18 protein-coding genes and 1 pseudogene are annotated in these 21545 nt (G+C 62.5%); 4 read left to right on the top strand and 15 right to left on the bottom strand.

Annotated elements, in window-relative coordinates; translation table 11 throughout:
* Positions 1-7 precede the first annotated feature (7 nt).
* The gene (locus tag EDF46_RS05060; RefSeq protein WP_148061146.1) at positions 8-550 is read right to left on the bottom strand and encodes a MarR family winged helix-turn-helix transcriptional regulator; all 543 of its coding nucleotides are present in this window, start codon (positions 548-550) and stop codon (positions 8-10) included.
* 245 nt (positions 551-795) lie between these two features.
* Here EDF46_RS05060 and EDF46_RS05055 point away from each other — a divergent pair, with 245 nt between their 5' ends.
* From EDF46_RS05055 to EDF46_RS05040, 4 genes are read left to right on the top strand one after another with little or no spacing between them, the layout of a single operon-like run.
* On the top strand, positions 796-2373 hold the full coding sequence (locus EDF46_RS05055; RefSeq protein WP_123505227.1) for an ABC transporter substrate-binding protein: 1578 nt from the start codon (positions 796-798) through the stop codon (positions 2371-2373).
* Between the two features lie 24 nt (positions 2374-2397).
* Positions 2398-3342 carry an ABC transporter permease gene (locus EDF46_RS05050; RefSeq protein ID WP_123505226.1) on the top strand — a complete coding sequence of 315 codons (945 nt, stop codon included), beginning with the start codon at positions 2398-2400 and terminating at the stop codon, positions 3340-3342.
* Entirely contained in the window at positions 3339-5315 is a 1977-nt protein-coding gene (locus tag EDF46_RS05045) for a dipeptide/oligopeptide/nickel ABC transporter permease/ATP-binding protein (protein ID WP_123505225.1), read from the top strand. Before EDF46_RS05050 ends, EDF46_RS05045 begins: the two co-directional genes overlap by 4 nt.
* Entirely contained in the window at positions 5308-6171 is an 864-nt protein-coding gene (locus EDF46_RS05040) for an ATP-binding cassette domain-containing protein (RefSeq protein ID WP_123505224.1), read from the top strand. Before EDF46_RS05045 ends, EDF46_RS05040 begins: the two co-directional genes overlap by 8 nt.
* A 3-nt stretch (positions 6172-6174) precedes the next feature.
* Here EDF46_RS05040 and EDF46_RS05035 read toward each other — a convergent pair.
* The 14 genes and pseudogenes from EDF46_RS05035 to EDF46_RS04985 form a co-directional block, all read right to left on the bottom strand.
* Positions 6175-8019 (bottom strand): annotated as a pseudogene (locus EDF46_RS05035) (ABC transporter ATP-binding protein).
* A 118-nt stretch (positions 8020-8137) separates the two neighbouring features.
* On the bottom strand, positions 8138-8551 hold the full coding sequence (locus EDF46_RS05030) for a PadR family transcriptional regulator (protein WP_158614154.1): 414 nt from the start codon (positions 8549-8551) through the stop codon (positions 8138-8140).
* Positions 8552-8967: 416 nt separating this feature from the next.
* On the bottom strand, positions 8968-9132 hold the full coding sequence (locus tag EDF46_RS18925; protein ID WP_370454065.1) for a hypothetical protein: 165 nt from the start codon (positions 9130-9132) through the stop codon (positions 8968-8970).
* Positions 9117-9713: a SulP family inorganic anion transporter gene (locus EDF46_RS18920; protein WP_370454064.1), complete on the bottom strand. Its 597-nt coding sequence runs from the start codon at positions 9711-9713 to the stop codon at positions 9117-9119. The genes EDF46_RS18925 and EDF46_RS18920 overlap by 16 nt, the downstream gene beginning before the upstream one ends.
* Positions 9704-10246 carry a SulP family inorganic anion transporter gene (locus EDF46_RS18915; protein WP_370454063.1) on the bottom strand — a complete coding sequence of 181 codons (543 nt, stop codon included), beginning with the start codon at positions 10244-10246 and terminating at the stop codon, positions 9704-9706. The genes EDF46_RS18920 and EDF46_RS18915 overlap by 10 nt, the downstream gene beginning before the upstream one ends.
* Before the next feature lie 189 nt (positions 10247-10435).
* Entirely contained in the window at positions 10436-10615 is a 180-nt protein-coding gene (locus EDF46_RS18280) for a hypothetical protein (protein WP_158614153.1), read from the bottom strand.
* A gap of 135 nt (positions 10616-10750) precedes the next feature.
* Positions 10751-12049 carry an MFS transporter gene (locus EDF46_RS05020; RefSeq protein WP_123505222.1) on the bottom strand — a complete coding sequence of 433 codons (1299 nt, stop codon included), beginning with the start codon at positions 12047-12049 and terminating at the stop codon, positions 10751-10753.
* Positions 12050-12073: 24 nt separating this feature from the next.
* Positions 12074-13570: an MFS transporter gene (locus EDF46_RS05015; protein WP_123505221.1), complete on the bottom strand. Its 1497-nt coding sequence runs from the start codon at positions 13568-13570 to the stop codon at positions 12074-12076.
* On the bottom strand, positions 13563-14231 hold the full coding sequence (locus EDF46_RS05010; protein ID WP_158614151.1) for a siderophore-interacting protein: 669 nt from the start codon (positions 14229-14231) through the stop codon (positions 13563-13565). Before EDF46_RS05010 ends, EDF46_RS05015 begins: the two co-directional genes overlap by 8 nt.
* Before the next feature lie 375 nt (positions 14232-14606).
* Positions 14607-15485 carry a DAPG hydrolase family protein gene (locus tag EDF46_RS05005; RefSeq protein WP_123505219.1) on the bottom strand — a complete coding sequence of 293 codons (879 nt, stop codon included), beginning with the start codon at positions 15483-15485 and terminating at the stop codon, positions 14607-14609.
* Positions 15486-15537: 52 nt separating this feature from the next.
* Positions 15538-16386, bottom strand: a complete 849-nt coding sequence (locus EDF46_RS05000) for a DAPG hydrolase family protein (protein WP_123505218.1) — start codon at positions 16384-16386, stop codon at positions 15538-15540.
* A gap of 40 nt (positions 16387-16426) precedes the next feature.
* Complete coding sequence (locus EDF46_RS04995) at positions 16427-17203, bottom strand: SDR family NAD(P)-dependent oxidoreductase (RefSeq protein WP_199738214.1); 777 nt, start codon at positions 17201-17203, stop codon at positions 16427-16429.
* A gap of 124 nt (positions 17204-17327) precedes the next feature.
* Positions 17328-18590 (bottom strand): alpha/beta hydrolase, encoded by a 1263-nt coding sequence (locus EDF46_RS04990; protein WP_123505216.1) that lies wholly within the window; start codon positions 18588-18590, stop codon positions 17328-17330.
* A gap of 55 nt (positions 18591-18645) precedes the next feature.
* Positions 18646-20142 carry an MFS transporter gene (locus EDF46_RS04985; protein ID WP_158614150.1) on the bottom strand — a complete coding sequence of 499 codons (1497 nt, stop codon included), beginning with the start codon at positions 20140-20142 and terminating at the stop codon, positions 18646-18648.
* Positions 20143-21545: the final 1403 nt, after the last annotated feature.

The following is a 21545-nucleotide window of genomic DNA, read 5'->3' as shown; positions in this document are numbered from 1 at the left end:
GGACTGGTCAGATGAAATGGGCGAGCTGCTCGATCATCCTCGCCGCCAAACGTATTTGCTCGATGTCTGTTGGTTCGAAATGCTCGGCGAGGGCATCTGCGACTCGTGTCGTGACGGCGTCTTGTCGGGACCTAATGAGACGGTGGCCTTCGGGTGTGGGCGAGACCAGGACACGGCGTCCGTCGTTCGGGTCGGGGGTGCGGTCCAGAAGGCCGCGTGCTTCGAGGGAAGCCACGGTCGATCCCATGGCCTGAGGAGTCACTCGTTCACGTCGCGCCAAGTCGACGATCGACTCCGGCCCATTTCGGTCAAGCCGGGACAACACGACAGTTTGAGAAGGAGAAACGCCGTCCTCCAATTCATCTCGCACCCGTCGATGAAAGACGCCTACAGCCACTCTGACTGCATTGGCTGTGGTGAAGAGATCATCGCTCTTGGTCATGGCAGGAATGGTCCACTTCATTTCGTCGTCTTCGTCGGCATCACCTAGGCGTACATCCTCTCCAAGGCGGCTAACAACCATGATGAAGCAGCCATAAGGGATTGCCAACTTGGCGTTCCGATTACCCGCCGATTTGTTCAACGACCCACGGACATAATCGCTGCTGAATAAGTGTGCGACTTCATATAAACGTGCGGTCGCCCCTAGCCGATCTCAATTCCACGGCACTTTAGAAGACCAGGTTGACAACCCAGGCTTTTCTTCTGTAGCGTCCTGCAGCAGTCGCACCGATCACGGTGAGCGACCACGGCACTTCGTGCCGGTAGCAGCAACGACGCTCTACAAGGAGACGCATGTCGAAGAAGCCGTTCGTGTCGGATATCAGTGGTGGGTTGGCCCGCCCTGGGGCTCTGAAGAAAGCCTCGGTCGCTGCCGTGGCTGTGGCGGTGGTGGTGGCGGGACTCACCGGTTGCAGCAGCAGCGGAACTTCCAGCACCACGTCCAGCGATAAGACCCTCACGCTGTACGACGGCAGCGCGCCGCCGTCGCTGAACCCGATGCTGCAGTCGAGCAAGCAGGTGACTAATAACCTCGCCTACGACAGTCTGCTCATCCAGACCGGTGCGACGAAGTTCACCCCGGAGCTCGCGAAGAGTTTTGCGTACGTCGGAACGGGTAACACCAAGATCGAGATCACCCTTCGGAGCAACGTGAAGTTTGCCGACGGAACGGTGATGACGGCTCAGGGCATCGAGGCGTACATGAAGGCGGCCATTGCAGCCAGCAAGATCACGACCGACACCTTCCCGGTTTCGAGCTACTCCACCCCCGACGCGACAACATTGGACATCTCCTTCTCGAAGCCGTTTCCTTACGCCCAGTTGCAATTCGATCAGGCCGGGATTTTCGGTACGCCGGTGAGCCCTAAGGCGCTGACCTCGACGCAGTTGGGGGCGGCGACGTTCGGTGCCGGCCCGTACAAGCTTGACGCCAGTCAGACCACGACCGGGACGACGTACACGTTCGTGAAGAACACGAACTATTACGCACCCAGCAAGCAGCACTGGCAGAAAGTCGTACTGAAGATCATCGGCAACAACGCCTCCCGACTGCAGTCGGTGGAAGCGGGCAGCTACTCGCTGGAGCAGGGCGCCCCGTCCGATGACTCCACCGCCAAGAAGGCGGGACTGGATCTGGTGACGAATCCGGCGACCAGCATCTACGGCATCATGATCCTTGACCGCGAGGGAAAGATCGTCCCGGCTTTGGCGAACCTGAAGGTCCGCCAGGCTTTGAACTATGCAGTGAACCGGACCGCCGACGCGAAAGCAATCGGCGGAACCGCCCACGAGCAGATCGCGGCGAACGGGTACGTCGGCTATTACGACTCGGACGTGTACTCGCACAACGTGACCAAAGCCAAGAAGCTCCTTGCCGAGGCGGGCTACTCCAACGGCTTCACCTTGCCGATTCTTTATGAGCAGACCGACCCGCTGTCGTCCACTGTCGTCCAGATCCTGGTGCCGGAGCTGAAGGCGATTGGCATCACGGTGAAGCTGACGGCCGCTGTCGGTATCCAGACCTACGGCACGGATCAGGCCAGTGGCAAATACCCAGCTGCCGTCCAGCAGATGCAAGGTCAGGTATTCACCTTGACCACGTCGCGCATCTTCGCCCCCGGTGGGCTGTTCAACCCGCTCGGAACGGCGTGGCCGACGGCGAGTTTCGAGTCGCAGTACCTGACGGCCAGTGCCGAGAGCGGCTCAGCTGCGACGGCGGATTGGTCGAAGCTCGGTCAGTACATCACGGACAACGCCTGGCTGGTTGACGTGGCGGGTCTTTCGAGCACGTACTACACGAGCAAGGACCTGAAGGTGCCGCCGGCGTGGGGCGTCTACCCCGACCCGGTCCTCATGACTCCGACAAACTAGCGGCCGCGAAAGGACGAGAACACCATGTTCAATTTTCTGGCCCGACGCTTCGCCATGGGTGTTGTCGTCCTGTTCGCCGTGTCCATCCTGACGTTCCTGCTGGTGGGGCTGATTCCGGGTAACGCCGCGGAAACCATCCTCGGCTCCACAGCCTCACCAGCAGCCGTCGCCGCCCTCGCCAAACAACTCCACCTCAACGAGCCGCTACCGCTGCAGTACTGGACATGGCTAACCAACGCCCTGCATGGCAACCTGGGCACCTCCGTGACAAGTGGTCAGCCGGTCCTGGCCGTCATTGGCAACCGGTGGCAGCCCACCCTTCTTTTGGTATTGCTGTCCACGATCGTCAGCGTGATCGCCGGCATCGTCCTCGGCGTCGTGTCCGCCCTTCGCGGCGGCTTGGTCGCCCGTGTCGTCGACGCCGGAGGCCTCATCGCCTTCGCCATCCCCGGCTTCATCATCGGGGTGGTCCTGATCTTCGTCTTCGCCCTGAAGCTGCGGCTGTTCCCTTTGAACGGCTACAACCAGCTGTCAACCGGGTTCGGATCCTGGGCGGGCAGCCTGGTGCTTCCGGTCATCGCGTTGTCGTTCGGGATGGTGGGCTTCATCTCCAAACAGGTCAGGCAGTCGATGGTCGACACCATGCAAAGCGAATTCATATTCACCTACGTCAGTAACGGCTTCCGACGCCGATCGGTGGCATACAAGCATGCGCTGAAAAACGCCATCGTCCCGGCGACCTCCTACATCGGGGTGCAGTTGGTGTCCGTAGTTGGCGCCACGGTGCTTATCGAAACGGTGTTCGCCTTTCCCGGGATCGGCAGCCTGGCGGTCACCTCCGCCACACAGCACGATCTTCCCGTCGCGCAGGCGGCGGTGCTGTTCTTCACGATCTATGTCGTCGTCGTCAACTTCGGCATTGATCTGCTCTACGTCGTCCTGAACCCGAAACTGAGGATCGCATCATGACAACCCTCGTCACGGAAAAACCTGTCCCGCTGCGGAAAAAGAACGCCCGGAAGATTCGCCCGGCGACAATCCTGGCTAGCGGCTGGCTCATCATCGTGGTGATCGCCACGCTTCTTGCTCCGGTCCTTGCCCCGCAGGGCGCCGACGTGCAGAGCCTGTCCGCCCAACTACAAGGGACGACCGGCAAACACCTGCTTGGCACCGACGAGCTCGGCCGCGACCTTCTGGTCCGGCTCCTGTACGGCGCCCAACCGACCCTCCTCGCCGTCGTCATCGTGGTGGTCATCACCATCGGACTCGGAGGCATCGCCGGGCTCATCGCTGGTTACTTGCGGGGCCGCCTCGACGGGGCCGTCTCCGCCGTGTTCGACGTGCTCCAATCCGTCCCCCCGGTCCTGATCAGCCTGGTCGTCTTCGCGATCTTCCCCTACAACCTCTTCGTCGTGATCGCCGCCACGTCGGTGTTCCTCAGCCCTTTCATCTACCGTGTCATTCGCGGCGCCACGTTGAGCCTCGGCGGTGAGCTGTATGTCACCTCCGCCCGGGCCACCGGACTCTCGCATCCCGCCATCATTTGGCGGCACCTCACCCCTCGGCTGGCTGGTCTGATCCGTGTCCAGGCGTCCATGATCGCCGCCGTCGCGATCACCACCGAAGTAGGCCTGGGGTTTCTCGGGCTGGACGTCGCACCGCCCAACGCGAGCTGGGGCGGACTGCTCGCCGACGGAACGCAATACCTCGCTCCCGACCCATGGATGATCTTCCCGCCGCTGATCGCGATCGCCCTGACCATCGTGTCGTTCGGCACCCTCGGAGAAGTGGCACAGAAAACTGCGAAGATCCGACGCCGGCTGCGGAGCCGTCTGAGCTCAGCGCCAGCTCGCCTGCGCACACAGCTCCAGGAGAGCACTGAACCGTTGCTCACAGAAGACCCGCAGTCTCTAGGTGCTGCGAACCTGTTGCAGACGGCGCAGGATGTCCTTCTCAGCGTGCGCGGGTTGACCGTGCGCACACGAGGGGACAACTCGGTCGCCCTGGTGGACGATGTCAACTTCGACCTGCTCCGAGGTGAGGTTCTGGGCATTGTCGGCGAATCCGGTGCCGGCAAATCCGTCATTGTCCGCTCGCTGATGCGAGCCTCCAACAGCACCCTAGTTGAAGGGCACGCACACCTCGACGGAACCGACCTTGTCACAGCGACCGAGCAAGTTATGGCGACCATGCGCGGCCGCCGGATCGCGTACATCGGCCAGGACCCACTCTCCGCCCTCGACCCGCTTTTCCGAATTGGGAACCAGCTCATCGAGGCTGTCCGCAACCACCGCACGATGAGCAAACAGGACGCCTACAAGGAAGGCCTCCGGCTGCTGGACGCGGTGAAAATTCCTTCGCCCGAAGACGTGATGCGGAAGTACTCATTCGAGATTTCCGGCGGACAAGCGCAACGCGTCGCCATTGCCCTCGCTCTCGCAGGCGACCCAGACCTTCTCATCGCCGACGAGCCGACCACGGCACTCGATGTCACCATCCAGATGGAGGTACTCGGGCTGCTGAAAGATTTGCAGCGGGAACGGGCCCTGTCGATCATCCTGGTCACCCATGACTGGGGAGTGGTCGCAGACATGTGTGACCGAGTGCTGACCGTGTATGCCGGGGAAATCGTCGAAGCGGGCAGCATCCGGAACGTTTTCCGGCATCCCGCGCACCCCTACACGGCAGCGCTACGCGCCGCTGACCCCCACCTGCAAACCCAGGGTAGCCGGCTGATGGTCATCCCCGGGAGAATGCCCGCCGCCATGGAACGACCCGACGGCTGCCGCTTCGCCGACCGCTGCCCCCTCGCCATCGAAATCTGCCGCACCCACCCAGCCCTCATGACGATCAGCGAACGACCCGACGCGGAACCCCACGCCAGCAGATGCTTCCGCGCATCCGACGTCGAAGAAATCGAGGAAGTCCCCGCACATGTATGACCAGCACGGCGACACGCCCCTCCTCCAGGTAGACGACCTCGTCGTGGAATACCCCGGCCGGCGCCGCGGTACCCCCTTCAAAGCGGTGGACCACGTGAGCTTCCATATCGGCCGGGGGCAAACCCTGGGGCTCGTCGGGGAGTCTGGATCCGGAAAATCGACAATTGCCAGGGCCATCCAGGGCCTCGTACCGGCCACGAGCGGTTCGATCAACGTCAACGGGATCCCCATCACGACCGAGCGCCTCGCCGACCGGCGGAGCCTTGCCAAGGTGGTGCAAACCGTTTTTCAGGACCCCTACGGGTCGCTGAACCCGGTCAAAAGCGTCGGCTCCATCATCGAAGAAGGTCTCCTCGTCCAACAGGGGACCCTCTCTGCTGCAGCCCGCACGGAACTTGTCGGCGACGAACTCGACCGGGTGGGGTTGCCGCGGACGGCGGCCAGCAAGCGCCCAGGGGAATTGTCCGGAGGACAACGGCAACGAGTCGCGATTGCCCGCGCCGTCATCACCCGCCCCGCCTTGGTCATCTGCGACGAGGCCGTCTCCGCCATGGACCTCTCCGTCCAAGCGCAAGTGTTGAACCTCCTGGCGGACCTTCAACACGATCTCGGCGTCAGCTACTTGTTCATCACCCACGACCTAGCGGTCGTCCGGCACATCACGACGCAGGTGGCGGTTCTCGAGCACGGCCGAATCGTGGACCTTTTGGACGGGGACACCCATCAGGAGCAATGGGACCCCTACACGAAAAAGCTGTTCGACGCCGTCCCGATCCCCGATCCGGACATCCAGTTGGCCAAACGCGCCACGTATGCGAAGTCTCAGTCCTCCACGCCACCTCTGACGGCGTCGTGAAGGTCAGCTGACCGGAATGGTGACCTGGCGGTGGTGCAATTCGGAGTGAGTTCCCTCGACGGCTATGAGCTCGTCATGGGTACCCCGTTGCACTACCTGGCCGGCTTGCACGACGAAAATGACGTCTGCGGCGCGGATGGTCGAGAGCCGGTGGGCGATGGCAATCGTGGTGCGACCGCGGGCCGCGGTGTCGAGGGCGTCTTGAACAGCACGTTCGGACAGAGAGTCGAGGGCACTGGTTGCCTCGTCCAAGACAAGAACAGCCGGATCTTTCAGCAAGACTCGCGCGATGGCAATCCGTTGTTTTTCACCCCCAGAGAGCCGGTAACCGCGCTCACCCACGAGAGTTTCATAACCGAGCGGGAACGACATGATGGTGTCATAGATGTTCGCTTGCTGCGCGGCATGACGTAACTGCTCGTCGGTAGCGCCTGGGAGGGCATAGCGGAGGTTTTCGGCAATCGTGGCATTGAACAGGTACGTCTCCTGGCTGACGATTCCGATGTTGCTGATCAGTCCTTACTGCTCGATATCCCTCACGTCGCGCCCGGCGAAACGTACGGCCCCGGCCGTCACATCGTACAGGCGAGGAATGAGGTAAGAAATGCTAGTCTTGCCCGCCCCGGAGGGACACACGAAAGCGGCAAACTGGCCTGGTTCGATGGAGAACGTCAGACCGTCAAGCGTTTTTTTGCCCGATGCGGCGTCCGGATACGCAAAGGAAGCGTTCTCGAAGACGATCCGACCGAGCGCTTTCGGCTCGAGAGGTTGCGGACGCTGCGGTGGGGTGATCGCGGGCACGAGGTCGAGATACTCGAAAATGCGGGCGAAAAGTGCACCGGAAGTTTGCAGGTCAAGGGCTGTGCGCAGGAGCCCCATGAGTGGGGAGGCCAGACGTGCCTGTACCGTCGTGAAGGCGACGATGGTCCCCGCGGTGACCGGGACACTGTGCGTCATCAGCCAAGCAGCTACCAGATAGATCACGGCAGGGATGATCGACAAAAAGACCTGTACCGTGGCGAAAAACCATTGGCCGCTCATCTGCTGCCGGACCTGCAGCCCAATTTGGGTGTGGTTCTCGGACGCGTAGCGTTCCACCTCGGTCCGCTGCTGATTGAAGCTTTTCGCCAACAAGATTCCAGATACGCTCAAGGTCTCTTGGGTGATGGCCGTCATGGTCGACAGCGACTCTTGTGTGGCGGTCGCGATGCGGGCACGCACCTGACCGACGCGACGCTGGGTGATGACGAGTGCCGGCAGGACAATCGCCGCGACGATGGTCATTTGCCAGCTGAGTAGGAGCATCGCTACGACGGCAGCCACCACGGTGACGGTGTTACCCAGAACGCTTGCGATCGTATTGGACAGGACGCCGGAGACGCCGCCGACGTCGTTTGCAAGGCGCGACTGAATCTCTCCCGTTTTGGTCCGGGTGTAGAACGCCAAGTCCATGCGCTGCAGGTGCGCAAACAGTCCGATCCGCAGAGCACCCATGACTTTGTTGCCGACGATGGCGGTGAGCCATGTTTGCCAGACGCCGATCGCGGCGGAAAAGAGCCAAATGCCGACCATCACGCCCACGAGAGAGACGAGAACAGGAACGTTCGGACCTTCCTTCGGGAATAAGCCGAGGTCAAACGCTTTCTGCGTCAGCAACGGCGGGATGACACTGATGCCGGCATCTATGAAAACGAGGAGCACTGTGACGATGAGCGCACGCTGGTGGGGGGCAAAAAGCTCTCGAATGCGGGGAATCAAGTGGGAAATTTTAGGGGCCGCCGCGTTGGCGGCCTTTTGCGCCGCCGTGTCGCCTCGAGAGCCACGCCCCCCTCCGCCCGGGCCACGCATACTCACAGAACCGCACTCCGCCGCGACTGCGGGTCATCGAGACGGCAGATGCCGACAGCGTCCGTAGAACGAAAGGCGAGAGGCGGCGCTATTGTGCCGGCTCGACGACGCAAAAGTCTCATTCGGCGAGAATCGAGTACAGGGCCCGGCGGGCCTCGTCCATTTTGTTCCGACCAGCCTTGCGTTGCTCCGGCGTGGCGGAGAACGAGAACTGTTTGGTCGCACCGGCCAGCTTGAGGGCACTGGCGAGGAACTCGTCGCCGTCCGGGTTAGTGTTCGCGCGGGCCTCATTCCAGGCATCATCGATCTCGGCGGTGTGCGCCGCCTCGAAGGTCGCGCCCTCCGTGGTGAGGGCAAACGTTTGCTGGCCGCCTGACTTGGTGTCGTGAATGAGGTCATTGTCGACCAGCTGCGACAGGGTCGGGTACATGGATCCGGGACTTGGCTGCCATGCGTTGTCGGTTCGCTCCGCGATGGATTTCATCAACGCGTATCCGTTGGAGGGTGCCTCGCCGAGAAGAGCGAGAATCACGAGACGGATGTTCCCCGGCCGTGCACGACTGCGACGCGACCTGTCGCCACCTCGCCCGAAACCACCCATCTCATTTGCTGCAAGCCCGAAACTTGGGCCGCCATCGCGATTCCCGCTTCGACGCCCTGTGCTGTCGAAGTCAGGCCGCCCCCCGCGACGCTGTCGACGTCCGTCTTCGGTGCCCCCAAATCCGTGACCATATCGTGCCATCAAAAACTCCCTATAGTCGTCGCGCGTTCCTCCAGCTATGGGGCGGGACCATCACGAATTGGATGCATTGAGCGATATGTTTACGATATGTCGGAAACAGTCGTTTAGCAAGACGCGGGGCGCGATCACATTTGGCTCAGGCGGTTGCGGAGCGTCATGCTGCGCTCGTCGAGCCCTCAAATGCGGCGGTGGCACCCCTGTGGGCGTTACTTCGTCTCAATGGCGTCGAGGGAGGCGACCGCTGAGGCTTCCCAGATCTTGGCGCGGCTCAGGTCGATGGCGACCTGCGCCGGGTCCGAAGCGTACGAGAAGCGCTCGAAGAGGTCGTTGCTGCTCCCGAAGAAAAGCGGCCCGATCACCGTGTAGGACACGGCGTCGCCGCTCGCCGTGAGCGCCCGCTCGACGCGACCACGTGAGCAACCCGCCATGCGAACAGCACCATGGCCAACACAACTGCGATGATCACGCCGTAGGCGAGGTTGCTCGTGATCACGACCACGGCGATCGTGACGCCCATGACTATCGTCTCGGGCACCGGTATCCGGCGCAGGGTCGGCGGATTTACGCTGTGCCAGTCGACGGTGGTGACGGCGACCACCATCATGACGGCCGCGAGGGCAACCATCGGAATCTGCCCCATGACCGCGCTCGGCCCGGTGACGAGAGCTAGGAGAAAGACCCCGGCCACCGTGGTCGAGATGCGAGTGCGGGCTCCCCCGGTCTTCACGTTGAGCAGGGTCTGGCCGATCATCGCGCATCCGGCAATGCCTCCATAGAAGCTTGCGAGCAGGTTCGAGATGCCGAGCGCCCACGACTCCCGGCGCTTGGGTGACGGCGTATCGGTGATCTCGTCGACGAGCTTCGCCGTGAGGAGGGTCTCCATCAGGCCGACGACGACCACGCTGAGCGCGGTGGGCCAGATCAACTGCAGGGTGTCGAGGTTCAGCGGCACGGCGAGGGGGGTGATGCCGGGGAGCTTTCCCGTCGAGGGCCCCCGTCGGCCACGTTCGGCACGACGAGGTGCGCGACGATCACGATCACGGTAACGACGACGATCGCGATCAGGGGCGACGGCACCGCCTTCGTGAAGCGCGGAACGACGAAGATGATGGCGAAGGTCAGGGCGAAAAGCACGTACGCCAGCCACGGCACGTTCAGCACGTGGGGCACCTGAGCCGTGAAGTCGAGTACGCCGAGCGCGTTCACGAAGCCGGTCATCACCGACCGTGGAATGAGCCGCGCGAGCCCGGCGAAGCCGAAGACGATCTGCGGGACGCCGGCGAGCACGACCGTCGGCAGCACGTACTGCACCCCGTGCTGATGCACCAGGGGTGCGATTACGAGCGCGACCAACCCGGCCGCCGCCGTGATCACGCCGGGCCGCCCGCCGAGTATCGACATCGCGATCGCCAGCACGATCAACGCGACGAGGCTCACCATCGGGTCGACCCCGGCCACGATCGAGAACGAGATTACCTCGGGCACGAGCGCCAGCGTCGTCACCAGGCCCGCGAGCACTTCGCGTGACAGCAGCCGCGGCGACCGGACGGCCGACAAAACTGCTAATGACAGGCGAGAGGCCGCTGCGACGGCAACATCGCCGGGGGCTTTTATCGTTTATCTGAGGGCGCACAACAGCCCCAGCCTTTCTCAGGCTGAGGCTGACGTTGAGTGCTACTTCGTGCAGGCTGGAGGCGTGGTGCGTCCCGCCGAGCGCGCGTCGATGCTCGGAAAAGTTCGAGCTACATGAGCTGCGGCGAGGTCGAGGAAACGCTCGAGGCGGGCCCGGTCGACGCGACGGGCGGTGGAGACGGATCCGGTCCGGGGAAGACGGATGGACGCAGTGTTGGTCATGGAGACTCCTTAGATATCGGCGGGGCCACATCCTTGGAGCCATAACAGCGGGAACGTCACGCTTTCGGAACGACCTACAGTCTGATCACGATATATCGTAATCTATCGCAGCGGGAATGGCAAGAGAGACTACTTCTATCGCTGAGGCGAGGGATCTGGACCGTGGTGGTGGTGAGAGCCCCACAGCTGAATGCCGATGATGAGTGTGGCAACCGTCATGATCATGGCGGAGAGAGCGAGGGAGCCTTGGATGCCGACGGCGGCGCCGAGGGCCGCAACGGTGAGTCCGCTTCCGGTCCGGAGTCCGTTGGCGACCGTGTTGTACAACCCGATGGTGCGACCCCGCTCTGCCGCGGGTGCGTTGAGCTGCACGATGCTCTGGCTGACGGATTGCGAGGCGATGCTGCCAACGCCGGCGAAAACCAGTGCCGCGATCGCAACGAGGTAGTGATGGGTCGTGGCGAAGAGAAGGATGCAGCCGCCGTAGAACAACGTGCCGGCCACCGCGATGCCGGCCGTTAGCTTGACGGCGCCGACGGCTTCGAGAACGAATCCGCCGACGACGCCCCCGGTACCGCTGGCCAAAAGAAGTGCCCCGTAGGCCAGGCCCGCGCCTCCGGCCCCGAGGCTGACAGCGAACGATGGCATCGACACCTGCAGGGACCCGCCGACGAACAAGGCAGTGACGCCGGCTAGGGCCATCATCGCGATGATGGCACGGGGCAATGGGACGGTGCGGAACGTGCGGAAGGCGCCGATCAACGCGGCGCCTGGCATGGGAATAGCAGGGGCGGGGTGAACTTGACCGCTTGCGGATACGGTGTCCCGGGTATGGCCGGTGAATGGGGTGCGGACCATCAGCCAGGTCATGGGCAGGTAGAAGGCGACGTTGGCGAAAATGCCGGCGACGGGTCCGAGCCCCAGCAAGAGGATGGAGCCGACGGCGGGGCCCGCGAGAATGCCCAGGCTTCGGAACGTGGCGTTCATCCGGATCGCGCCCGGCAGGTTGGCCGGCTCGGCGAAGTCGTGCAGAAGGAACTGTTCGGCTGGGCCCCATAGTGACCCGGCGCATCCGTGCAGGACCAGGAGGATGCAGGCAGCCCAGATGGAGAGGCAATGAGTCGCAAAGAGGATTCCCCAGCTGAGGGAGACGCTCATGAACAGCAGTTGAGCTATCTGGATCAGGCGGCGGCAGTCGAAGCGTTGTGCGAGGCCGCCGAATGTGACGGAAAACAGCAGCGATGGCAGCCAGTGGCTGATGATCTCGAATCCGGTGAGGGCGGGGGAGTGGAAGGTTTGCCAGAGCACCCAGTAAGTGATGACGTGTTCGATGTTGTCGCCCATCATCGACGTGCCCGCTGTGAACAGGTACGGGCGGAAGTGCCGGTTGCGGAGAGCCGCGAACCGGACCGCCCGCCCGGTCTCTGATGTCATCGTGTCAGTGTCGGACTGCGGTCATCAATGCCGACCCGACTTGGTGGGGAGGGCGATGCCGAGGCGGCGTCGCTGGAGGGAGTCGAACAATGCGACGAGAAGGGCCACTCCGAAAAATCCGAGGGTGATGGTGAGGGTGCGATGCGCGGCCTCGGCGGCCGTGCCGCCGGAAGCGACGACGCTGTAGTACACCGACAGTGCGATCGAGATACCGATCGCGGAACCGAGACGCTGTCCGACCTGCATCATGGAGGAACTGACGCCGGCCTTGGGGACGGGGACGTTCTGCATGGTGAGAGTCAGATTCGGGGACAGGACGGAGCCGCTACCGCAGCCGGCGACGAGCATCGCTGCGGCGATGTAGATCCCGACACCGCCGGGAAGGTGGGTGCCGTGGGCGTACAGGTAGGCAATGAGGGATGCGGCACCGATTCCGACGCAGGCAACGATGAGGCCGCCGACGACCAGAGGACGGCCGTAGCGCATGACAAGTTTCCCGGCGCGGACGGCAACAAACGCGGATCCGACAGCGAACGGCGCGGTGACCAGGCCGGCTTGCAGCGCGGGGAACTTCAGTCCTTCTTGAAGGAAGAGCGTCACGATCAACGCGACAGAGTTCAGGCCGGCGAAGTACGCCACCCCGAGGGCGGTGCCGTTTCGGAACGACCTCTCGTTGAGGACGCTCATATCGACGATGACCGAGCCACCCCTGCTCTTGACGCGGCGTTCGACGAAATAGAGGACGACGATCCCGAGCCCGGCTACGGCCAGGCTCCACCACCGGTTCGGGTTGTCACCAACCCCGGTGGTGGTGACGAAGGGGAACATCAGCGCCAGGGTGGTGAGAGTGATGACGAGCAGCCCGCCTCCATCGAGGGAGACATGACGGCGGTCTTGCTTCTCCTGCGCAGGGACGAGCCGCCAGGCGAAGGCCAGGATGATGAGTGCGATGGGAACGCTGACACCGAATACCCACCTCCAGCCGCTGACCGTGCCGGTCAAAAAGATGATGACGCCGCCGAGAACTGGGCCGATGGTGTTCGACAACCCGATGACGGCACCGTTGAAGCCGAATGCGCGGCCGCGTTCGTCTCGCCGGAACACCTGCTGGACGAGCCCCATGCCCTGCGGGTTGACGACACCGGCGGCAGCGCCCTGGATGAGGCGGGCGATGACGAGGAAAAGTTCGTTAGGTGCCAGCGCCGCTGCCAGGGACGCTGCAACGAAAAGGACCAGGCCGCCGAGGAGAAGCTGTCGGCGGTAGCCGGCGTCGCCGAGTCGGCCTGAGGCGACGAGGGTGAGTCCGAAGGTGAGGGTGTAGCCGGCGACCAGCAGTTGCAGTCCGAGAGAGCTGGCGTGAAGAGAGGTTTGGATGGTCGGCAGCGCGACATTGACGATGGATACGTCGAGCATCGTCAAAAAGCTCATGGCCAGGCAGACGCCTAGGATTCGCCACCGGCGAGGATTCACGGGCTCTTCTGCGAGATCAGCTCTGGGGGTTGTGGTGCCTTGTTCAGTCATTGTTCGCTCCCACGATCTCTTCGCCCATGTCGTGATCGGTGTGGGCTACGGCACCGCGTTTCCAGTACGCACGCGTGTAGACGTCGCGGCTGCTGAGGCCACGCTCAAGAAGGAGATGGCGTCGGATCGACCGCATGGCCCCTGCCTCGCAGCCGACCCAGATCTCTCCGTCACCGTCGGGCAGTTCAAGACCAAGAGCGGCATCCACCAACCGTGCGCACGGTTCCTCCGACTCAACGATCCACTGCGGTTCCACAGTGGCCGGTGACGTGACAGAAACTGTCTCTTTAAGGCTCGGAACTTCGATCAGGGCATGCACCTCATGCCCTGCAGGGAGGGTTTCCACGATGGCACACAGCGCCGGAAGCGCCGACTGATCGGCAATGAGAATAGTCCACTCGCTTTCTGGGCGAGGTTGGAAGCCTGGCCGGCTTCCTGCGGAGACCTCGAACTGATCGCCGGGCTTCGCCGAAGACGCGAACCGGGTGGCCGGACCGTCGGCATGGATCGCGAAGTCGATGGTGAGCCGCGATTGCTCCTGGTCGAAGCTGCGGACGGTATACGTGCGGGCGACCTGCTCTCCGTCGTCTTGCAGCATGAAGACCTTGAAGTGGCCGCCGGGACCGGTCACTTCCCAATCCTGCAGGTCGTTCTCCGCCACGATCCGCACCATATGGTCCGTCAGACGTGTGGCTGAGCGGACCGTGACCTTCCGGTGGGGCAGACGCCTCCGGCCACCACCCCGCTCGTCCCGGCCGCCCCTGCGTTCATTCTGTCCTCCGCCTCGTTCGCCGCGACCCTCGCCTCGTTCGCCGCGACCCTCGCCCCGTTCCCCGCGACTCTCGCCTCGTTCGCCGCGATCGGACCGCGTCCCGCGGGCGTTGCGGTCGGTGTCGGTCCGGTCACGCGCAGGGGCGTTGCTGTCGTCTGCTGTTGTCATGGTGTTCCTGTTCTTGGCGTGACCGAGCAGATGCACCGGTCGAGGGCGGTGCCGGGTAACTGCTGCTGCAGCTACCCGGCAGAAGGAGTCCGGTAGTTAGTCGGCGTCGATGGGCTGGTCGTGGTACTCGGCGTACAGGTCGGGGAGGTACGTGTTGAGGTGCTCCCACTCGACGAGGGTGTGGATCACAACCTTTCGCAGGTACTCCTCCGTGCAGTGGGTCGTCTCGTCGCGGACGAGTTTGCCGTTGACGGGTTTCCAACCGATCCACTCGCGGCTGCGGGTTTCGACGCCGCCGAGCGGCGCGGGGCGTGAGTAGGCGAGGCACAGGTGGCTGCCGGGCTCGTCGAAGGTCTCGAAAGACCCTTTGCCGGTGCTGGTGGCACCGGCGTCTTTGAGCTCCTGCGCCCACTCGTCGGTGAAACCGAAGTCGCGGAGGTCGAACTGGTGACGGATGGTGTCGTACATCCGGTCGCCCTCACCGAGGTCGAGGCTTTCGGTGGTGTGGATACCCTGCGAACCGTTCTCCCAGTTGATGTAGTAGTGGTCGAAGTGATCCGCCGGGCTCCAGATCTTGTAGCGCAGGTTCCCCTGCCCCGGGACCATGCTCTTTGATTTAAGATTCCGCCAGTTGCGGTACCAGTTCTCCATTTCCGCGGTGATGTGCGCGGGACGGACACGGTAGGTGGCGACGTATCCGGAGCCGTCTTCAAACATGCAGTAACCGAGCTCGACGTTGTCGTAGCCGTAGGGCTTCAACAGGTTCATGAAGTCGTGCGGCTGAATGGCATCTTCGACCTTCATCGGGCCACCGTTGACGATCTGCATTTCGACTGGGGTCGGCATGTGCAGGGGGTAGTTGTGGAAGTACTTCGCCAGCGGCATGGCCTCTTCTTCAGGGAAGAGTTTCTGCTTGACGGGGATGATGCTCGGGTCGTCGGTCTCGATGCGTTCTTTGGGGATGTTGTAGTACATGGGTGGTGCCTTTCTGGGTAGATCTCTGCGAGGCGGGAAGCGGTGCGTGCGCTTAGTCGGCGTCGATGGGCTGGTCGTGGTATTCGGCGTACAGATCCGGGAGGACTTGGACGAGGTGTGCGCGTTCGACGGTGTTGTGAGCGAGGACATTTTTGAGGTAGGTCTCGTTGACCGGGGTGTCTTCGTCGCGGACGATCTGACCGTCTTTGGCCCACCAGCCGATCCATTCGCAGTTGATGTTCTCGGTGCCGCCCAGGGGGCCCGGGCGGGACATCCGAAGGACCAGGTGGTGGCCCGGACCGTCGAATTCCTCCCAGACGGCGGTGAGGCGGATGCCTGCTGCGGTGAGGGCGGCCTGGCGTTCTTCGGTGAGGCCGTAGTCGCGAAGGTCGATGTCGTGGTTGATCGACGGCATGCCCTGTCGCGGGTCACCTGAGGCCCCGAGGTCGAGGGTCTCGACGGAACGGATGCCTTCAGCGGCGTCCTTGCCGTTGACGTACTCGTGGTCGAAGTGGTCGGCAGGCATCCAGATCTTGTACCGGAGGTTGCCATCGGGATAGTCGACGCCCTCCTTCTTGTAGTTCATCCACGGCCCGTACCAGCGCCGCCAGGCCGGGTCCCAGGTCTCATCGGTGGTGGAGTACTGGATGTAGAAGCCGGATCCGTCCGGCATCATGCAGTACCCGTATGCCGGCAGTTCGTAGATGTTTCGGTCTACGAGGCTCAGCCAGTCCTCCGCCGGGATGGCGTTGGCGGAGTTAATCGGGCCGCCTTCCAGTAGTTGCCGCTCGAGGGGCGAGGGCAGGTGCAGCGGGTAGTCCGTGTAGAAGCGAGCAAGGGGCTTTTTCTGCTCCTCTTCGGAGAGCTCAGGGACCTTGTACGTGTCGTGTCCTGTCGTCATGATCGTTCCTTTCGTAAGAGTCGGCGCTGGGGTGGGGCCGCTATGCGGTGATGATGCCGCCGTTGATGTCGATGACGGCGCCGGTGATGAAGGAGGCTTCGTCGCTGGCGAGGAAGTTCACAGCGCCGGCAATGTCCTCGGGGACGCCGAGGCGACCAAGAGGCGTGCGAGCGAGAAGCTCCTCGCGCATGGCATCGGGGAGGACGTCCTCGTCGGGGACGTCTTGTTCGATGTGGCCGGTGAGGACGCAGTTGACGGTGATTCCGTGCGGGCCGAGCTCTTTGGCCATCTCCTGCGTGAGGGAGATCATCCCGCCACGAGCAGCGGCGAAGGAGGGGTTGAAGTACCAGCCGCCGGCTTTGCCATCGACGGTTGTCATGTTGATTACTCGCGGCGCCTTGGACTGCTTCAAGTAGGGCAAGGCGAGCTTGGTGTTGAAGAAGGCGCCTTCGACGACTTCCATCGAGTGGTGCCAGACCGCTTTGTCGGTCTCTTCCAGATTGTGTCGGTCGTGGCCCCCCGAGCCATTGACGACGACGTCGATGCTGCCGAACCGGTCGTGGATCCAGCCGAGGACGGTCTCCTGCGTGGTCGTCTCGTTATAGAGGTTCGGGTCGCACTCGATGTTTTCGGCGAGGCGCGCTTCGGGATTCTGCGCGAAGCCGATGACTTGGTCGGCGTACTTCGGGTCGAGCTTTGCGATAGCGTCCTGCGCCTTGCCGTGGAAAGAGCTCAAGAACGCGACATTCATACCGTTGGCGAGAGCCATCCGGACGATCGCGAGACCGTTGTTGCCGGCGCCGCCGGTGATGATCATGGTCTTGCCAGTGAGGTCAAGCATGGTGTTCCAATCTGTTACGAGGCCCAGTTCAGGCGCAGTGAGGAAATGCCGTGTGCGGTGCTGATCCGGCGTCTTGGCGCACGCACCCTGAAGGATGGGGTTAGTCGAAGAACGGTTCGCGGTCGCTGACCCACCGGTCGATGAAGTCGTAGGTGTGCGCGATCGTGTCCCCGGCCGGAAGCCCGTGATGCGCGATGGCGGGGGAGGGACGGAACAGGTGGTCGGCCCCCTCGACGTACGCCACGGTTTTGTCTTTGCTCGTGGAGTGGTCGTAGATGGTTTCGGAGGCCGCGAATTCCCACCCGGCTGTCATCCCCATCGTCAGAAGCGGCACGGAGATTCCGCTGACATTACCGGTGGTGCAGTTGTAGCTGGAGGCCCAGTCGATGCCCCGCACGGTCGTGTCGTCGTACCCGTAGGCGGCAGTGGTCCGGACCGCGTACGAATCAAGGAACGTCCGCACCGTGGTGTGCAGAGCACCGTCCCAGTACGAATCGGTCAGAGTCTTGGTGTTCTCTGGGCCGCGTAGGGAGACCACCGTCTCTTTCGTGACGGAACCATTCGCGCGGATCAGGGTGTGGGGCTCGCGGGTGTGGGACATCAGCCGGGTGTCTTGGGCATACAACTTGTTGTTGCGGAACCCCTGCTCCGCGCCAGGGATGGTCAGAGGTTCGTCGTCCGCGTAGTTTCCGCGTCCCGATTCGATGACGGCGAGACGCTCCAAGGCGTGGTCGATGATCCGGTTGTTGCGCTCACCCTGGGCGCGCTGGAAGGTGCGAATGAATTCCTCGCTGTACGTCGATCCATGAGGGTCGAAGCCGTTGCGAGGATTGAACAGGTCTAAGTCGGGGTTGATCAGGGTGCCACTGGACTCGTCGATGACGGCGGGGTCGAGGCTGAACAGGCGCATCGCGCCGTTGCCCCAATTCGAGTCGACCAGCAGCAGCCCATCCGCTGGAGTGAGATCGGTGAGATCGGCGGAGCAGGCGACTAACTTTTCGGGGCCCCGGAAAGCGGACGGGCCGTTTTCGGCAATGTTTTGGAAAGCGCTGAGGAGGGTGCCGCCGCCGCTGTGGCCGAGGAGGATCACCGTGGACACGTCGGGTTGGTCGCGGAGGTAGTCCATGACCTGCCCTGTTTCGGCGATCTTCGCATCGAGGCTGAGCCGGCTGTCACTGACGTTGGCGCACCACACCTGGTAGCCGCGGGCGCTGAGTTCGGGGCCAGCGGAGAACGAGAGGTAGTCGGCGTCGGAGTGCATGACGAGAACGGCAATACCGGACTTGTTCGACCCTGCGTCCGGGACGTAGTGGACGGCGGGGATGTTCCGCCCGATACGGACGAAGGTTCCAGCGGAGCTCATAGGTATCCTATTCCGATCGACGGGGAGGCGACACGTGGCGAGTAGGTGGTCTGCATCAGATGTCCGCCTTGGGGATGCGCTCGTCCGTTGGTGCGATTCCGGTCCCGAACTCGCTGCCGTCCTGACCGATTAGAACGTCGTTTTCGAGGTTCTGCTCCGGGTGGTGCTCGGCGAGGAAGACGGCGTTCTCGTTGACGCGCTTTTTGTTCAGCGGGTAGAAGATGATCAGGATCAGGGCGGTGAGGATGAAGCCGGACATCGGCACGAGGGTGGCGATGTCGTAGAGGCCGTTGACCGTGGAGGTCTTGAACGCGTTGGCTTGCGTGTAGCCGATGAAGCTGAGCATGAAGCCGAGGACGAGGCTCGAAAGGGCTTGCCCGATCTGAGTGGCCATCGTGTAGACGCTCGTAACGGCTCCCTCTGCCCTTCGGTTGGTGCGCACCTGGGTGTCGTCGATGATGTCGGTGATGAACGCCCAACTGAGAGCGCCGAACGCGCCGATACCCAGGGTGTTGATCAGGTAGAACGCGATCCAGACATAAGGGCTGTGGGTGTGGAGGATGAACGCCGTGAACTCCGACGCGGCGATCAGGAGGCACCCCACGGCCACGGTCTCCTTCTTGCCAAACCGGATTCCTATCCTGCCCATGAAGAAAAACACCAACAACGCCAGAACCGTGGACAGTAGGTCCGCGAGGGACTGCGCTGCGGGGTCGTTGAAGTAGTTCGGGTAGATGTAGGAGGCCATGCCCTGCAGGCTGGTGTTCGAGAGCTCCCGGATCATCACCACGAACACGATCGCGAGCAACGCCCGATTCACCAAGATGGCTTTTGCAACAGCTTTGATATCGATGCGCGTTGAGGTGGACTCGCTGCTTCGCACCCGTTCGGTGGTGAGGAAGTAGGTGATCATGTACGACCCGAAAGCAATCACCGACACAGCCAACGCGCACCACATCAACTTCGTGCCCGACAGAACCGAGTTCCCTTTGACGGTGGAATACACCAGCAGCGGAATGACGATGCTGACGATCGCGATGGCGAAAGATCCACCCAAGTTGCGGTAGTTCGAAAGTTTAATGCGGTCGTTGGGGTTGTTGGTCATGACCGACGGGAGAGCGCCGTAGGGGATTTCGATGGAGCCGTAGAAGACGCTCAACCAAAGGATGTAGGAACCGATCATCCAACCGATCTTGACTCCGAGAGGCGCCCCGGAAAGCCAATTCGCGTACAGCAGGAAGCTCATGACCGCGAAAGGTCCGGATACGCGCAAGATCCAGGGCCGGAATTTGCCGTTTTTCGTCGTCTTCGACCGGTCCACCAGCTGCCCAATGACGATATTCGCAAAAATCGTTCCGATGGCTACGATCGTCAAGACGATGCCGACGAGCGCCGCGTCGACCCCCATCACGTCGGTATAGAACTTCAAAAACAAGAAGTTGACCAGGGCAATGAGGGTGTTGTTGCCGAAGTCACCGAACGCGTAACCGAACTTGTCGCGGAAACCGAACGGCCTCACGGCCACGGCCGCAGGGGTTGCTTGAACAGTCATGCTTTTCCCGTCAAAAGAGGAACAAAAAGGCATCGGGGTTTACCCTTGCGCAGGCGCTCGGTCGAGGAGTGCCGGTGCGTGAGTCGCAGAGGGGTAATTTGCGTACCCGTAGCGGGGCGCGGAGCGCCCCGAACATCGAGCAAGGTTCCGCTTGGCAACGCGAATCGGGCGGGGATGCAACGGCGCACGCAGGCGGCTGTGCGTCGCCGAAGTTTTGCCGTCATTGCCTGCGCCTTTGCATCGTGTAGACCCGTGAACCCTTGCAGAAAGAAAGGTTCGGTTGTCGATTTTAGGAAACCGAGCTTTGCTTTGTCAAGATGGGCGTCGCCATGGCTCATTCATGTCGAGACCGCGAGAAGCGGGCATGGTTGTGCTTTGACCGGGTTGAGAGGTTCGGCGCGACGGTACGGGAATGCGGATTGGAATTAATGGGAAGCTCGGCGGGCAGACGCGCGAACGTCCTTGGGTGCATACGTGCGGATCCGATCCCCTCGCGGTTTTCTGAAGGATTTTGACCACGCTGCGCATGGCGGGTGGATGTTCGCTCCAGTGGTGCGGTAGCGGCCCAGGAAATTATTTACTAGCAGGTGATTCCCAGACCATGTGTTGCTCCCGGACCTCTCCGCGTCCCCGGCTGACGTGAAGGCCTACTTCGGGATCCATCCACTGTCGTCTCGCCTCGACGACAGCATCGTTTGGCGTACCGACGAGAAGCCAGTCGGCACACAAATCGCGGCAAAACGTTCACTGCCGCTGGCGATATTGTTCGATGCTGGTTCGACGTGGCAGGCGTTTTGGTTACGCGGCAGTAATCCGTGCGTGGGTGTGGTGGAGTCGGGTGAGGAGGTCGAGGACCTCGGGCTGCTGGCTAGAGGAATCCTCCCGCGGTGCGGTAGGAGGATGCGCGGACACCGAGACTGGGCCCCCCGTCGCTAAGGGGCTTCAGGAAGACGTCGCTACCGGTGTTGGCCTGGTTGATCTGGTCGGCGAGCCAGTGTTCGGGGACGATGTGAGTTGCGTCGACGGTGGTCACCCAACTGGTTCGGGGTGTAGCGGGGGTGGGCCGGCACAACGGCGCAGATGGCGGTGATGGAGTCATCCATGACCGCATCGTGCATCACACAACCGCAAGCCACGACGCGAAATAGGGCCCGTGCCCGTGCCTTTAGGGCAACACATGGCCGGCACCTAGCTGACCGGCGAGCATTGCACAGACCTGGCAGGCGCCACGGTTCGGGGTTAGGGCCTCACGGGCGCAGTTCCTGGTCAGGAGGAACCAAGAGCGGGGGGGGGGGGGGGGGGGGGGGGGGGGGGGCGGGGGGGGGGGGGCCCCCCCCCCCCCCCCCCAAAAAAAAAGGGGCCAAAATAAAAAAAAAAAAAACACCCAACCTAAAAAAAAAAAT

Source organism: Frondihabitans sp. PhB188 (genome assembly GCF_003752365.1).
In the GTDB taxonomy this organism is placed as follows: domain Bacteria; phylum Actinomycetota; class Actinomycetes; order Actinomycetales; family Microbacteriaceae; genus Frondihabitans.
The sequence above is the reverse complement of the archived record's forward strand: the minus strand, read 5'-3'. Positions and strand labels throughout refer to the sequence as shown.